The sequence below is a fragment of the Cellulomonas sp. Root137 genome (genome assembly GCF_001426725.1).
In the GTDB taxonomy this organism is placed as follows: Bacteria; Actinomycetota; Actinomycetes; order Actinomycetales; family Cellulomonadaceae; genus Cellulomonas.
Genome location: NZ_LMFG01000004.1, coordinates 66,762 through 81,600, shown reverse-complemented (window position 1 = coordinate 81,600; position 14,839 = coordinate 66,762). Strand labels below are relative to the sequence as shown.

The window sequence follows — 14,839 nt, the reverse complement described above, 5'->3', positions numbered from 1 at the left end:
CGAGTGTGCGGCACGAATACGGTGCTGGTCAAACGTCCAGGCCGCCCATGCGGGTGAATCCCGCGGGTGGATTCGCCAACCTGGGAAGACCCTGAGATGCACCCCGGAGAGCGCCGGATGGCGCGCACCGGTCCGTGTGCCGCGTGCGGGCGTCACCGCACCGTGGTCGAGGCGTCGGAGGGCTCAGGTCCCGCTGGTCACGAGCCACCCTTGCAGCACGGCTGAGCGAGCACGGAGGCGCCGGCCGCGGGTGGCGTGAGGGCTGCTCCCGTGACACCCGTGAGGGCGGTGACGGCGAGGACGAGGGTCAGGGCGATGCTGCGCTTCTTCATGAGAGACCTTTCCGAGTACGTGTCATTCCTCACGCGTCGCCGCCTCCGGGGGCAGCTGCGGCGACGCGTCCTGACGGTGGTCTCAGAACGTGCCCTTGCAGCACGGCTGAGCGGTGACGGGGGCGTCGGCGGACGAGCCCGTGGCTCCTGCGACACCGGCGAAAGCGGCGAGGGCGATGGCCAGGGCGATGCTGAGCTTCTTCATGAGGGTGCCTTCCCGAGGACGTACGGGGCTGTCCCGTACACCTGGAATGGTCCCTAGCCCGTGTCTGGACCGCAATGACGCAGGACAACGGGGGGGTAGACATCGGCTCGAGGCCGGTTTCAGACCCGCCTGGGCGGCGGGAGGACCCCGCGGATGCCGGCCGCCGCGAGCGCCCGGCCGTACGCCTCCACCACGCGCTCGTCCTCGTCGCCGGCCACACGGAGCCGATCGCCGATGCGGCGCCAGAGCACCGCGGCGGACCGTCCCGACGAGATCATGTCCAGCAGCTCGGCGGCGGAGCGGTACTGCTTGACGGCCTCGGTGCGGGCGCTCTGCGCGAGCATGGCGTCGCCCAGGGCCTCGTGCGCGGACGCGGCGTCGCGGCGCACTCCCTCGCGGAGCAGGTCGACCGACTGCTTCGCGTACTGCTGGGCCCGCGCCGGGTCCTCCAGCAGCAACCAGGCGCGGGACCGGACTGAGTCGGCGCGGGCCAGCTCGATCTGCGACTCGCCGACCTCGAGCGCGGTCTGCGCGGCGTCGAGGTCGGCGAGCGCCTCGGCCGGCCGCGGGGGGTCGACCGAGACGAGCAGCAGCGCCCGGTCCAGCCGGAGGCGCGGCAGGTCTCGGTCGATCTCGTCGGACCCCGCGAGCGCGATCGCCGCCTCGAGCTGCTCCAGGGCGGCGTCGGGCTCCCCCAGGGCGTCGTCGACGAACGCCAGGTTCCAGTGCACCGACGACACCGCGCGCGCCGAGCCGTGCCGCCGCGTGTGCGCGAGCAGCTGCCGGCCGCGGTAGCGCGCGTACGTGGTGTCCCCGCGGGCGATGTACGCCCAGATGATCGTCGACTCGAGGCGCACCACCTCGTCGCTGCCGGTCACCGACTCGGGCAGCTGCGCCAGCAGGGCCTCCCCGCGTGCGACGGCCCGGTGCAGGTCCGCGAACTCGGTCAGCGCCATGACGATCCGCATCGCCGCGTAGGCAGCCTGGGTGTACCGGCGCGCCTCCATCAGCTGCGCACAGACGCCCTCCAGCGCCTCGACCGACGCCTCCAGGTCTCCCGCCAGGTCGAGGGCCTCCGCGTGCGCGAGCCCGACACGAGCGGCGGTGTCCACGTCGAGACCGGACAGCTGCACCTGCGCGAGCACGTCGGCGGCCTGGGCCGCCTCGCCCATCCGGGACAACCGGCGTGCCTCGATGAGCGCCCCCTCGGCGGAGCGGTACTCGGGCGCCTCCTCTCCGTCGAGGAGGAACGCCACAGACACGCCCAGCACGTCGGCCACGCGGGCCAGGGCGTCCTCGCCGAGGGTGCGGCGGTCGCGCTCGACGTGGGAGATGTAGGTGGGGTGCACTCCGGCCCGACGCGCGAGCTCGCCCTGGCTCAGCCCGGCCTTCTGCCGCGCGTCGCGCACACGTCTGCTCAGCGGATTCACGTACTCACGATAGGGACCGTCGCCGCGACCGGCTACATCGTGACGACCACCTTCGCCCGTGCGTGGTCGCTCTCGAGGTACCGCAGGGCGTCCGCCGCGGCGGGCAGCGGGTACGTCCGGTCGACTGCCGGGGTGATCGTCCCGGCCTCCGCCAGCTCGCGCAGGGCGTCGAGGTGCTCGGCGCCGGGCCGCGTGGACAGGGAGACGATCCGCTGCCGCCGCGCGAACGCTGCCGCCAGCCGGCTCCGCACCAGCAGGACGATCGGGCCGAGCAGCGAGCCACCCTCGTACACCCCCCCGCCGGACAGGACCAGGGTCCCGTCGGGCGTCAGCGCGCGGCGCAGGTCGCGCAGGGAGCGGTTGCCGACGAGGTCGAGCACGACGTCGTACCGGCGGTCGCCCCGGAACGCGTCGTCGCGCGTGTAGTCGACCACGTGATCGGCGCCGAGCGACCGGGCGAGGTCGACGTTGCGGGTGCTGCAGACCGCCGTCACCTCGGCGCCCCAGGCGTGGGCCAGCTGCACCGCGAACGTCCCGACGCCCCCGGACGCACCGTTGATCAGCACGCGTCGGCCGGGCTGGACCAGCCCGTGCAGACCCTGCAGGGCGGTCGTCCCCGCGAGGGGCACGGCCGCGGCCTGCTCGAACGTGAGGTTCGCCGGCTTGCGCGCCACGAGCCGCTCGGGGGCGCTCACGTACTCCGCGAGCGCTCCGTCCGACTCCCCGTAGACCTCGTCGCCGACCTGCAGGCCGGTGACGTCCCGGCCGACCGCCTCGACGGTGCCGGCGAAGTCGGAGCCCCGGATCGGCTCCTTCGGTCCTCGTCGGCCGAACTCCGGGGACAGCCGCGCGATGTACGGGTCGCCCCGCATGAGGTGCCAGTCACGGGCGTTCAGCGACGCCGCGCGCACCCGCACCAGCACCTCGTCGGCCGCGGGCACCGGTTGCTCGACGTCGTCGAGCGTGAGCACGTCCGGGGAGCCGTAGCGGCTCTGCACGATCGCCTTCATGACAGTCCTCCTTACGTCGTAAGGGAAGACTGTCTTACAAGGTAAGGTTGGTCAAGACCCCGCGCGCCGCTCCAGACCGTCGAGCAGCAGATCCAGCCCGAACTCGAACTCCGTCCGGTCGTCGCACCAGCCGATGGTCGAGTCGGGGTCGTCGTGCGCGACCTCCGCCAGCATCGCGGAGAGGAACGGGAGGTCGGCGGCGAGGTCGGCCGGCACGGGTGCCGTCGACTCGCCGGCGCCGGGGTCGAACAACTCCTGGGAGAAGCCCAGCGCCCGGCTGCCCAGGGCGTGCAGCGCGTGGTGGATGAGGTCGTACGACAGCCCGCCCTCGTGCAGGAGGCCGACGAGCCGGTCGTGGTAGCGCACCACGTTCGGGCTCACCGCCGAGCGCGTCTCCAGCACGCGCGGGGCCCAACGGTGCCGGAGCAGCACCCGGCGGGCGGTGAGGATCCGGGCGCGCACGGCGGCCTTCCAGTCGTCGCTGCGATCCAGGCCGTCGACGGCCTCGTTGATCTCGGCGACCACCAGGTCCACCGCGCCGTCCAGCAGGTCCGCCTTGTTGGCGACGTGGTGGTACAGCGACATCGCCTCGGCGCCCAGCTCGTCGCCCACCCGGCGCATGGTGACCGCGTCGATCCCGTGCTCGTCGGCGATCGCGACCGCCGTCCGCAGCACGCGCTCGCGGCTGAGCGGGAGGCGCTGCTCAGGCACCTGGACCGGGTCGGCCGTCACGCGACATCACCTCTCTCCTCAGCGGATCGTACGAGGTGAGCGTCGGGTCAGTGCGACCGGACCCGGCTCCGGACGCGTGCCGGCACGCCGCGGCGGCGCACCCGGGTGATCCGCCGCGGCGCCGCGGCCCCCCGCACCACCGTCCCGTCGGCCGCGGTGAGCCGTCGCTGTGCGGCCGCGTAGGCGGGTACCAGCAGGACGACCGCCCCGATCCACGCCAGCGGGTTGCCCCAGACCACGCCGCTGTACCCGTAGGCCGCCCCGAGCACGCCCGCGGCGCCGACGCGGCAGACCAGCTCGATCACGCCGGTCATGGTGGGGACGGCCGTCTGGCCGAGGCCCTGGAGGGCTCCGCGCAGCACGAACAGCACGCCGAGGACCACGTAGAGCACCCCGTTGACCAGCAGGTAGTGCGCGGCCATGTCGACGACCCGCTCCTCCCCCGCGCCCACGAAGACGCCGATGATCGCGGACCCGCCGGCCACGAGCACCACACCCAGGACAGCCGAGCCGACGACCGAGATCCACATGCCCTGCACGACGCCCTCCCGGATGCGGTCCAGCCGGCCGGCGCCCAGGTTCTGCGCGACGAACATCGACACCGCCAGGCCGAGCGACGCCAGCAGCGCGACCGCGAGCCCGTCCACCCGCGCGGCCGTGGTGTACGCGGCGACCGCGTCGGAGCCCAGCGCGTTCAGGCGCACCTGCACGGCGAGCGTGCCGATCGCGATGATCGACGCCTGGAAGCCCATGGGCAGGCCGAGCCGCAGGTGCTTGCGCAGCTCGGCGCCACTGACCCGCCAGTCGGCGCGGTGCACGTGCAGGACGGGCACGCGGCGCCGCACGAACTCGAGGCAGAGGGCCACCGAGACGCCCTGCGAGAGGACCGTCGACCACGCCGCACCGGCCACGCCCATCCCCAGACCGGCCACCGCGCCGACCACCAGGACGATGTTCAGGACGCAGCTGAGCGTGAGGAAGATCAGGGGTGTGCGCGAGTCGCCGATGGCCCGGATGACCGCCGACAGGAAGTTGAAGAACATCATCGTGCTGGCGCCGAGGAAGCTGATCACCGCGAAGGTCGTCGCCTCCGGGAGCAGCTCCTCGGGCGTGTGCATCAGCCGCAGCGCCGGGCCCGCGAGCAGGGGCGCCGCCACGGTGAGCACCACGCTCGTCGCCGCCGACAGGACCGCCCCGGCCGCGACCGACCGGCGCACCGCGGCGTGGTCCCCCGCGCCGAACGCGTGCGCGGTCGGGATCGCGAAACCGTTCGTCATGCCCCACGCGAAGCCGAGCAGGAGGAACAGCAGCGCGCCCGTGGCGCCCACGGCGGCCAGGGAGTCGACGCCGAGCACGCGGCCGACGACGACGGCGTCGGCCGCTTGGTAGAGCTGCTGGACGACGTTGCCGACGAGCAGGGGGACGGCGAACAGGAGGATGACGCGCCAGGGACGACCGGCGGTGAGGACCTTGGGCACAGCGGAACCTTGAGACGGAGGGGCGGGGGTCGTACGTCCGCGGGGGTCGGGGTGCCGGGTCGCGTCGCACGTCGATCGTATCGATACGATCCCGCCGGGACGAAGCTAATTGATGCAGGTCACAGCACGTGTACCGCCGGGATCCGGAGGACTCGGGCATCCCGGGCCCCGGACATGGCTGCGGGCGCCGGCGATGGTCGCCGACGCCCGCAGTGGTAGGGCCTGTCGCGCCTAGACGGCACGGTTCCGCAGACTCCGCGCGTGGGAGTACGCGTTGACCATCGCCTGGTCCCAGATGCCCGTCGGCGCGCGGCCGAGGGCCCGCTGGATCGCAGCGGTCGTCTGGTCGTGAGCCGCGCGGGACTGGTTGCCCCACACGCCGTCGTCGGCGACGCCGACCACGCGCTGCGTGAACTCGATGCCGTGCGGGAAGGTGACGCCCATGAGGTTGCTCGCCGCCTTGACCGCCTCTGCGCGCAGGTCGGTGTCCGCACCCCACACCTGGTCGGCGCTCCCACGCACTGCGCGCTGGAGCGCCTCGGTGAGCACGTCGCCGCCGCCGCGCGGTGTGAACGAGCTCTGACCGAGGTGGCTGAACGGTCCGACGTCCACGTGCAGGTGGTTCTTGTGGTGGCCGGCGACGCCTGCGACGCCGTCGCGCGCGAAGATGACGCCGAGGCCGAGCTCCTGCGCCCGGTCGACGGCCGCGATCAGCTGCTCGCGCTCGTCGGGACCGTTCTTGTTGATGTCGGCCGCCTTGCCGAAGCCGCCGTCGCTGTCGAAGTGCCACGAGCCGTGCGTGTGCACGGGGTGGACGGCGGAGAAGCCGTGCATCTCCCCGACCGAGTAGCCGTTGCGCTGGGCCCACAGGCAGAACGTCACGAGCGTCTGCGTGGGCGACAGCTGATTTCCGAGTGCCATCAGAGGTCCTTCCCTTCCAGAGTCGCGCGCCGGTGCGACGCGTGTGATGTAAGGGAAGGGAGGGCCCGGAGGGTGCAGATACGTCAGACGGTGGATGCCCCCTGGATCGCGTCGAGGTCGCGCACGGCGTAGCGGTGGTGCTCCCACTCCTCCTCGAGGATCGTGTGCAGGCACGACAGGACGGTCTCCGGGTGCTGCGGCGCCCACGGGTTGGTGCGCGGTGCCGCCAGCTCCTCGGGCGTGACGGTCGCGAGGAAGTCGGTCACCATCGCGACGCGCTCCGCCCGGACCGCGAGCACCTCGTCGTACGACGGCCGCCCGGTGACGAAGATCGACAGGTCCAGCCCGTCGCCGCTGGCCCCCGTGTTCGGCTGACCGATCGGGTGGTACGGCTGCTCGACCTGCTGGACCGCCCTGCGCAGCCACGTGTCGATGGCCATGACCAGGTGCCGCAGGGTCTGCGCGAACGACCACTCCCCGTCCACCGACACGTCGACCGTCCCGGCCGGCATCGCGTCGACCCGCGCGAGCGTCGCCGCCCAGGTGCGCTGCAGCACCTCCCAGGCCGCACGCAGACCGTCCGGGTCCGGGGCGCGCTGGTCGGCCCGTCCGGGGAACCGGCGGTTGAGCTCGGCCTCGACGAACGGGACGACGTTCACCCCGTTGACGAGAAGTACGGAGTCGCCCTCGAGCAGCCACGGGGCATCGACGTCCAGGCCTGCCGCGTCGACCCCACGCATCACGACGCCGGACACGTCCGACCCGACGAACCGGGCGCCGCGCAGGTCGGCGCCGCGGAACTGTGCGCCCTGAAGGTCGTCGGACCCGGTGAAGGTGGCCACGGGCTCCAGTGTCGTGGCCACCGATCGGGGCTGTCCACGACCTACCCTGGTCGCGTGGAGTCCACAGTCAGCGGCGTGCTCGCCGAGCTCGCGGCGTTGGAAGACCCGAAGATCCGGGCGGTGAACGAGCGCCACGGCGACGACCACGGGGTCAACCTGACCAAGCTGCGGGCGGTCGCCAAGGAGCTCAAGATCCAGCAGGACCTCGCCGGCGAGCTGTGGGAGACCGGCGACACCGCCGCCCGGCTCGTCGCGATCCTGATCAGCCGCCCCACGCTGTACACCGCCGCCGAGCTGGACGCGATGCTGCGCGACGCCCGCGTGCCCAAGGTGCACGACTGGCTGGTCGGCTACGTCGTCAAGAAGAACCCGCACGTCGAGGAGCTCCGCATCCTCTGGTTCGCCGACCCGGACCCGGTCGTGGCGAGCGCTGGCTGGGCGCTGACCAGCGACCGCGTCGCGAAGTCGCCCGACGGGCTGGACCTGCCCGGGCTGCTCGACCTCGTCGAGGCGCAGATGAAGGACGCCCCGGACCGGCTGCAGTGGGCGATGAACGAGTGCCTGGCGACCATCGGGATCCACCACCCCGCGTACCGCGACCGCGCGCTCGGGATCGGTGAGCGGCTCGAGGTGCTCAAGGACTACCCGACGCCGCCCGGCTGCACGTCCCCGTACGCGCCGATCTGGATCAACGAGATCGTCCGGCGGCAGGCGGTCGGGTAGCCGCTCAGGGGCGCGCCCCCCGCCGGTTCGGCTCCTCGATCGGGGCCGCGTCGACGAAGGTCCGGGCGTGCACCACGTCGGCGTCGTCGACCAGCCACAGGTGCAGGCGTGCGGCCGGGAGGTCCCCTGGAGCAGGGACCCGCAGCCGCACCGCCCCGGACAGCACGAACGGTTCGGCCTTCAGCTGCTCCGACTCCACGACGAACGCCCGCTCGACGTCCGGCCGCCCACCGGGCGTCGACCACGCGCCGCGCACGCGTCCCGCCAGCGGTGAGGACCCGTGGTGAGACACGTGCACGTCCAGCGCGAGCGGGCTGTCGGGCATCGGGATGTCGGCTCCGGCGCGGGCCGGCACCAGGTCCACGACGAGGACGCTCGTCGCGTTGACGAGGGCGGGATCCAGTCCGCCGAGGTCCTTGGGCCGTCGGTCGGCGTCCACCACCCCGGCCATCTCGTGCTCGACGTCCGCGAGCTCGGTGTAGACGTAGCCGGCGAACCGGTCGTGGCGGCGCAGCTCCTGCGTCTGCCAGCGCATGCTCCACGCGCGTTCGAGGCTGGTGAACCCGGCGCCGTACTCGCTGTTGAGGATCGGCACCCCGGACCGCGGGAACTCCGGGGAGCCGTACAGCGACTTGTCGACGACGAAGTCCGGGCCCAGATTCACCTCGAAGTGCTCCAGCGACCCGTCGGCCATGGCGGCGAGGTTGTCCGCCCACGCCTGCGGGTCCTCGTCGTAGTAGTGCCAGTCGACCAGGTCGCTGCGGACGTGGGACCAGCCGGAGTTCTCGACGATCGGGCGGGTGCTGTCGAGCGCGTGCATGACGTCGTAGGCGTGCGCCGCCGCGGCCGCGCGCTCGGGGCTGCCGGGGATGTCCCAGTCCAGACCCCACTCCTCGTTGTACAGCCCCCACACCACGATGCTCGGGTGGGTGCCGTCGCGCTCGACCATCGGCGCCAGCTGCGCCTCGAACGCCTCGGCGGCGTCGGGCGACCAGCGGCTCGGGGCGGGCGGCTCGGCCCACACGAGCATGCCCATCCGGTCGGCCTCGTGCAGCCAGCGGGGCTCCTCGAGCTTGAGGTGCTTGCGGACCAGGTTGTAACCGAGGTCGCGCGCCAGGTCGAGGTCGGCGACGAGAGCCTCGTCGGTCGGCGCGGTCAGCCCGCTGCCCGGCCAGTAGCCCTGGTCGAGGACGCCGCGGACGTAGAGGCGTTCGCCGTTGAGCAGCAGCTTCTCGCCCTGGATCTCGACGCGCCGCAGGCCGCCGGTCACCAGCACGCGGTCCACGGGATCCCCGTCGACGGTGAGCTCGACGGTGTACAGGTGCGGGTGGGTGGGCGACCACAGGTGCGGATCCGGAACCTCGAGGCGCCCGGACACGCGGCCGTCCTCGTCGGAGACGAGCTCCACGCCGGCGGTCTCGCCGGCGAGCCGGACGGTCACCCAGGTGCCCGCGGGCGCGTCGCCGACGAGCACCCCGGAGACGTCGAACCCGGTGAGCGAGTCACCGCGCAGCGCCACGCTCGCCAAGTGGGTGCGGCCGCGCGCCTCCAGCCAGACCGGCTGCCAGATCCCCGACGTCGGGGTGAACGAGACGCCGTCGTAGTCGTCGCGCGGGATGGACCGCTGCTTGCCGTGCGGGATCGCGCGCTTGTCCGCGGGCGCCTCGACCTCGACGGTCAGCTCGGCCTCGTCGCCGGGTGCCAGCACGTCGCTGACGTCCAGCTCGAACGACTCGTACCCGCCCACGTGCACGCCCACCTCGACACCGTCGAGCAGGACGCGGGCACGGTGGTGCACCGCGCCGAAGCAGAGCACGACGCGCGACGAGCCCCACGCGGCCGGGACGCTGACCCGGCGCCGGTACGTGCCGCGCTCCAGCCAGGTGCGCCGCAGCCCGGAGGCCGCGGTCTCCCACGCGAAGGGCACCACGATCGTCGCGGGGCCGTCCTCGGAGTCGAAGTCCCACTCGCCGTTGAGCGTGAGCCACGAGGCCGACCGGTCACGGTCCGGACGCGGGTACTGCGAGCGCGGCGGGGATGAGGTCATGGTGGTGGTGCCTTTCAGGGTGGGTCGGGCTCAGCCCTTGACGCTGCCGGCGAGGATGCCGTTGATGAAGTGCTTCTGGAGGACGATGAAGATGAGCAGGAGCGGGACGAGCGCGATCGACGCCGCTGCCAGCAGCTCGCCGGTGACCGTGGCGTAGTCCGCCCCGATCCGGTTGCCGGTGATGTTCTGCGCGAGGCTGGACAGGACCACCTGGAGGGTGGACATCCGCTCGGAGCTGGCGATCACGACGGGCCAGACGAAGTCGTTGTAGATGTTCATGACCGTGAGCACCGCCAGACCGGCCAGCGCCGGCTTGATGACCGGCAGCACGATCCGCGCGAAGATCCCGAACTCGGAGCACCCGTCCACGCGGGCCGCGTCGAGCAGCTCGTCCGGCACGGCCGCGATGACCTGCCGCATCCAGAAGATGGCGAACGCGTCGATCGCGCCCGGCAGGATCAGCGCCTGGTACGTGTTGACCCAGCCGAGCTCCTTCATCTCGAGCAGCAGCGGGATGATCAGGACGATCGTCGGGAGCATGAGGGTGATGAGGACCGTGCCGAACAGCAGGTCCTTGAACGGGAACTCGTACTTGGCGAACCCGTAGGCGGCCAGCGGCGCGAAGAACAGGGTCAGCCCGCCCTTGAGCACCAGCACGATGCCGGTGTTGACGAACCCGCGCACGATCGGGACGTCCTGGAACATCCGCTCGAAGTTGTCGAGCGTGATCTGGGACGGGTCGAAGCCGAGCGGGTCGCTGATGATCTGGTTGGCCGGCTTGAACGCGGACAGGAACGCCCAGACCACGGGGGCCAGGAACAGCAGGGTCAGCAGGACCAGGAACACCTGCGTGACGACACTGCTCAGGGTGAGGCGGGTGCGCGTCATCTCAGTCCTCCGACCGCAGGAGCCGGACGAAGCCGAGCGACAGGACCGTCACGATGATCACCAGCAGGAACGAGTTGGCCGCCCCCGTGCCCAGGTCGGCGCGGGTGATGTGGTTGTAGAGGTAGAGCCCGGCCGTCGTCGTCGAGCTGTACGGGCCGCCCTGCGTCACGACGAACGGCTCCGCGAACATCTGGAAGATCGCGAGGGTCTGCAGGACCACCGAGAACAGGAGCGTCCGGCGCACCAGCGGGATGGTCATGCTCCGGAGCTGCCGGAGCCGTGACGCGCCGTCGATCGAGGACGCCTCGTACACCGCCGGGTCGATGGCCTGCAGGCCCGAGAGCAGGATGATCACGATGAACCCCGTGGTCTTCCACAGGAACAGCAGCGCCAGCGTGGGCTTGGCCCACTGGCTGGTGACCAACCAGCCGACGTCCGGCAGCCCGACCGCGTTGAGCACCGAGTTCACGGCGCCGTACTTCTGGTCGAACACCACCACCCAGATCTGTGCGACAGCGACGAGCGGCGTCACGAACGGGACGAGGAACGCCACCCGGTAGAACGACCGCATCCGGGTCTTGGCGTTGTCCAGCAGGACGGCGATCGCCAGGGCCAGCACCATCTGCACCGGCACGATCAGCGCCCACATGGCCGCCGAGTTGCCCAGCGACGACCAGAAGGCAGGGTTCTGCAGCAGGTAGGTGTAGTTGCCGAGGCCCACCCAGTGCGCCGCCCCCGAACCCCGCCAGTCGGTGAAGCTCAGCTGGAGGGTGAAGAGCATCGGGTAGACGCTGAAGGCGACGAACAGGGCGACGAACGGGAAGACGAAGGCGTAGGGCGCCAGCCTCCGTCGCGACGACGCCGTGTGCGGGCGGCGTCGCGACGGAGAGACTCTCCCCGCCGGCCGGGTGGCGACTGCGGTGGTCACAGCGATGGTGTCCTCAGGTGGTGGGGCGTACTACTGCCGGTCGACGAGGTTCGCCTGGATGTCCTGCGTGGACTGGTCGATCACCTCGGCCGGGGTCAGCTGGCCGTCCAGCATGCGCTGGATGTTGTTGCCCAGGTAGTCGACGGCGCCGGTCCACCAGGTGGGGATCGGGGTGCCGACGGGGATCTCCGTGCTGGCCTCGGTGGCGGTGGCCCACAGGTCCTGGCCGCCGAGCGCCTCGACCGGTCCGAAGAGCGGCTTGGCCGGGTCGGCCGCGGGGACGAAGCTCGGGATCGACGTGTTCAGCCCGTCGGGGTAGACGTCGTTCGGACCCCAGACCGCGGTGTAGCCGGCCTCGTCGAACATGAGGAACTCGTAGAACAGCCAAGCGAGGTCGGAGTTCTCGCCCTGCTTGGGCAGCACGAACGACGAGCCGCCCATGGCGCCGCTGCGTGCGCCGCCGTCCTCCCACGCCGGCAGGGGCATGGCCTTCCAGTCCCCCGTGGTCTCCGGGAGCAGCTGCTGCGGGGCGAAGCTGAACCAGATGGCCCAGGGGTAGAAGACCTGCTGGCCAGACTCCAGCGGCGCGATGTCGCTGGGGCTCAGGTACTCCGCGCGCGTGCCGAGCCCCTCCTTCTGGACCGTGTCCAGCCAGGTCAGGATCTGCTCGTACTCCGGGGAGTCCAGACGCAGCTCGCCGTTCTCGTCGGCCAGGCTGGTGCCCAGCTGGCTGGCGTACATCTCGAGCTGCAGCTGCCCGAGGAACGGGCTCTGCTCGAGGTGGATCGGCTGGGCGCCCGGCACGGCGGCCTGGTACTGGCGCGCGGCCTCGAGCAGGTCGTCGTAGGTCTCGATCGCCGTCGCGTCGACGCCGGCCGCCTCGAGCGCGGTGGCGTTGTAGTAGAGCAGGCCGGGGTCGCTGTCGAACGGGACGCCGTAGATGCCGCCGTCGAGCGAGTTGACCCCGACCTTCTGCTCGGAGATGTCGCCGAGGTAGGGCTCGAGCACACCGTCGAGGTTCCACAGGTACTCGGAGAACCCGGCCACCTTGGCGTCGTCGAGGAACACGCCGTCCGGCACGTCCGTGCCGGTGATCAGGGTGTTCTGCAGCTTGGCGTCGATGTCGATCGCCTCGTGGTGGACCGTGATGTCGGGGTACTTCGCGTTGAAGTCCGCGATGACCGAGTCGAAGACGTTGAACAGGTCCCCGGAGCGGTCCCAGATGGTGATCTCGCCGCTCGGCGACTCGGCGGTGGGGGCGACGAGGACGTCGGCGTCGGCGCTCGGGGTCGCGTCGCCCGTGGTGATCGAGGGTCCGCAGGCGGCGAGGGCGGAGGTGGCCAGGACGGTGCCGACGAGCATCGCCGCGGCGCGGTGGGACCGGCGCGAGCCGGTGTGGAGCTGGTGCATGGAGCACTCCCTTGTGCACTCGGGGTCGGACGGCGCGGCTGGTCCGCAACGCTTTGCCAACGTGTGCAAACGTAGCCCTCGTTTGCACACGTTGCAAGGCCTATGATCAGCACGTCGGCGAGCGAGAGGATGAAACGTGGTCGCCACCCTGCGGGACGTCGCCACTCGCGCGAAGGTGTCCGTGCGGACCGTGTCCAACGTGGTCAGCGGGTACGAGCACGTCAGCCCGCAGATGCGCGCACGCGTCGAGAAGGCGATCGCCGACCTCGACTACCGCCCCAACCCGGTCGCCCGCACCCTGCGCACCGGCCGCACGGGCGTCCTCGGCCTCGTCGTGCCGGAGATCGACGTCCCCTACTTCGCCGAGCTGGCCCGCGAGATCATCCACGCCGCCGCCGCGGTGGGCTACCGCGTGATGATCGACCAGACCGGCCACGACCACGAGCGCGAGCGCGAGCTGCTCACCGGCGGCGACCGCAACATGCTCTTCGACGGAGTCCTCTTCAGCCCGCTGGTCACGCGCGAGGAGCTGCTCGAGATGCAGGGCAGCCGCACCATGCCCCTGGTCCTGCTGGGCGAGCACGACTTCGACGGCCGCTACGACCACGTCGCCATCGACAACGTCCAGGCCGCCCACGACGCCACCGCGCACCTGCTCGCCGGCGGCCGCCGACGCATCGCCGCGATCGGCGCGCAGCCGCAGGAAAACTACGCCACCCCGCAGCAGCGCACCGCCGGCTACCAGCGCGCGCTGGAGGCCGCCGGACTGCCGCTCGTCGAGGAGTACCTGCGCCCGGCCGTCCACTACCGCCGGGCCGACGGCTACGCGGCCGCGCGCGAGCTGCTCACCCTGCCCGAGCCCCCGGACGCGATCTTCTGCTACTCGGACCTGCTCGCCATGGGCGCCCTGCGCGCGGTGTTCGACGCCGGGCTGCGCGTGCCGCAGGACGTCGCGATCATCGGGGTCGACGACATCGAGGAGGGGCGTTTCTCCCGGCCCTCGCTGAGCACCGTGTCACTGGACACCCCCTTCATCGCGAGCCAGGCCGTCGCACGAGTCACCGCGCGGATCGCGGACCCGGACGCGCCGGCGGTCGAGATCACGGCACCGCACCAGGTGCTGGCGCGGGAGAGCACGGCGACCAGCGCCAAGTAGCGCCTCCGCAAGGTGAGCGACGATGCGCCCGACTGGCGCGCCCGTGAGAATGGCTGAACGGCCCCGCAGCTCCTCGCCGACGTCGACGGCACCACGCTGCCCGTCACCGCGGACTCGGCTCACGGCTGGTTGACGACTACGTGCGCGCATCCACGATTCCCGCATGGATAGGGTCCCGGGCATGCACACGTCCGATGTCGCCCACCAGCCCCCGCCAGGGCCGCGACGATGACGGTGGAGCGCACCTTGGCGAAGGTCGACGAGGACCTGCGCACGGGCGACGTCGCGATGGCGCGCAGGCGCCTGAAGAGCCTCGTCGAGAGCCTGCCGCACGAGCTCGACGCTCGGGAGCGCCTGGCCGAGGTCTGCCGGCTCGACGGCGACCGGACCGAGGCCGGGCGCTGGTCGTACCTCAGTGAGCAGCGCGACCCCGCCGAGGTGGACGCGTTCGAGCGCGCCTGCGGCCGCGACCCGGTCCGGATCATGCAAGGACTGCGGTGGCGCGGGCCGGAGGAGCAGGCAGCGAGCGAGCTGGCGCGGCAGCGGCTGCTCGAGATCCGCGCGCGAGCGGAGTCCGCCGCGGGCAAGAAGCTTGACTGGTCGGACCGCGAGCGCGACGTGTCGGGGCCCTGGTGGGAGGGCCTGACGGCAGTCGGGTGCGCGATCGTCGGCCTGATGCTCGTCGGGTTGGTGGTCGTCGGCGCAGTCACGGTGTTCCGGTGGATCGTCTGAACGGC

The 14,839-nt window shown here is 71.8% G+C and carries 15 protein-coding genes; 3 read left to right on the top strand and 12 right to left on the bottom strand.

Annotation, left to right across the window (positions count from 1 at the left end; all coding sequences use genetic code 11):
* Window positions 1-197 precede the first annotated feature (197 nt).
* From ASD18_RS21700 to ASD18_RS17925, 8 genes are all read right to left on the bottom strand, one after another.
* Window positions 198-332 carry a hypothetical protein gene (locus ASD18_RS21700; RefSeq protein ID WP_255355455.1) on the bottom strand — a complete coding sequence of 45 codons (135 nt, stop codon included), beginning with the start codon at window positions 330-332 and terminating at the stop codon, window positions 198-200.
* An 82-nt stretch (window positions 333-414) separates the two neighbouring features.
* Complete coding sequence (locus ASD18_RS21695; RefSeq protein WP_255355454.1) at window positions 415-537, bottom strand: hypothetical protein; 123 nt, start codon at window positions 535-537, stop codon at window positions 415-417.
* A gap of 119 nt (window positions 538-656) precedes the next feature.
* On the bottom strand, window positions 657-1,967 hold the full coding sequence (locus ASD18_RS17950) for a helix-turn-helix transcriptional regulator (protein ID WP_056095500.1): 1,311 nt from the start codon (window positions 1,965-1,967) through the stop codon (window positions 657-659).
* Window positions 1,968-1,999: 32 nt separating this feature from the next.
* Window positions 2,000-2,977 (bottom strand): NAD(P)-dependent alcohol dehydrogenase, encoded by a 978-nt coding sequence (locus tag ASD18_RS17945; protein WP_056095497.1) that lies wholly within the window; start codon window positions 2,975-2,977, stop codon window positions 2,000-2,002.
* Window positions 2,978-3,028: 51 nt separating this feature from the next.
* Window positions 3,029-3,709 (bottom strand): TetR/AcrR family transcriptional regulator, encoded by a 681-nt coding sequence (locus ASD18_RS17940; RefSeq protein ID WP_235522467.1) that lies wholly within the window; start codon window positions 3,707-3,709, stop codon window positions 3,029-3,031.
* A 47-nt stretch (window positions 3,710-3,756) separates the two neighbouring features.
* Window positions 3,757-5,187 (bottom strand): MATE family efflux transporter, encoded by a 1,431-nt coding sequence (locus ASD18_RS17935; RefSeq protein ID WP_056095493.1) that lies wholly within the window; start codon window positions 5,185-5,187, stop codon window positions 3,757-3,759.
* A 231-nt stretch (window positions 5,188-5,418) separates the two neighbouring features.
* The gene (locus ASD18_RS17930; RefSeq protein ID WP_056095491.1) at window positions 5,419-6,108 is read right to left on the bottom strand and encodes a hypothetical protein; all 690 of its coding nucleotides are present in this window, start codon (window positions 6,106-6,108) and stop codon (window positions 5,419-5,421) included.
* A gap of 83 nt (window positions 6,109-6,191) precedes the next feature.
* Window positions 6,192-6,950, bottom strand: coding sequence for a DinB family protein (locus tag ASD18_RS17925; protein ID WP_056095488.1), 759 nt, complete (start codon window positions 6,948-6,950; stop codon window positions 6,192-6,194).
* A gap of 54 nt (window positions 6,951-7,004) precedes the next feature.
* On the opposite strand from ASD18_RS17925, the gene ASD18_RS17920 reads away from it, so the two are divergent.
* Window positions 7,005-7,673 carry a DNA alkylation repair protein gene (locus ASD18_RS17920; RefSeq protein ID WP_056095484.1) on the top strand — a complete coding sequence of 223 codons (669 nt, stop codon included), beginning with the start codon at window positions 7,005-7,007 and terminating at the stop codon, window positions 7,671-7,673.
* Between the two features lie 4 nt (window positions 7,674-7,677).
* Here ASD18_RS17920 and ASD18_RS17915 read toward each other — a convergent pair whose 3' ends face one another.
* The 4 genes from ASD18_RS17915 to ASD18_RS17900 are packed head-to-tail and all read right to left on the bottom strand — an operon-like array spanning window position 7,678 to window position 12,946.
* Entirely contained in the window at window positions 7,678-9,720 is a 2,043-nt protein-coding gene (locus ASD18_RS17915) for a glycoside hydrolase family 2 protein (protein WP_056095481.1), read from the bottom strand.
* Window positions 9,721-9,750: 30 nt separating this feature from the next.
* Window positions 9,751-10,608: a carbohydrate ABC transporter permease gene (locus ASD18_RS17910; protein WP_056095478.1), complete on the bottom strand. Its 858-nt coding sequence runs from the start codon at window positions 10,606-10,608 to the stop codon at window positions 9,751-9,753.
* 1 nt (window position 10,609) lies between these two features.
* Window positions 10,610-11,536, bottom strand: a complete 927-nt coding sequence (locus ASD18_RS17905; RefSeq protein ID WP_056095475.1) for a carbohydrate ABC transporter permease — start codon at window positions 11,534-11,536, stop codon at window positions 10,610-10,612.
* A 30-nt stretch (window positions 11,537-11,566) separates the two neighbouring features.
* The gene (locus ASD18_RS17900) at window positions 11,567-12,946 is read right to left on the bottom strand and encodes an ABC transporter substrate-binding protein (RefSeq protein WP_156388080.1); all 1,380 of its coding nucleotides are present in this window, start codon (window positions 12,944-12,946) and stop codon (window positions 11,567-11,569) included.
* A 136-nt stretch (window positions 12,947-13,082) separates the two neighbouring features.
* On the opposite strand from ASD18_RS17900, the gene ASD18_RS17895 reads away from it, so the two are divergent.
* Entirely contained in the window at window positions 13,083-14,102 is a 1,020-nt protein-coding gene (locus ASD18_RS17895; RefSeq protein ID WP_056095472.1) for a LacI family DNA-binding transcriptional regulator, read from the top strand.
* A gap of 228 nt (window positions 14,103-14,330) precedes the next feature.
* Window positions 14,331-14,834, top strand: coding sequence for a DUF6584 family protein (locus tag ASD18_RS17890; protein ID WP_162251765.1), 504 nt, complete (start codon window positions 14,331-14,333; stop codon window positions 14,832-14,834).
* Window positions 14,835-14,839 lie beyond the last annotated feature (5 nt).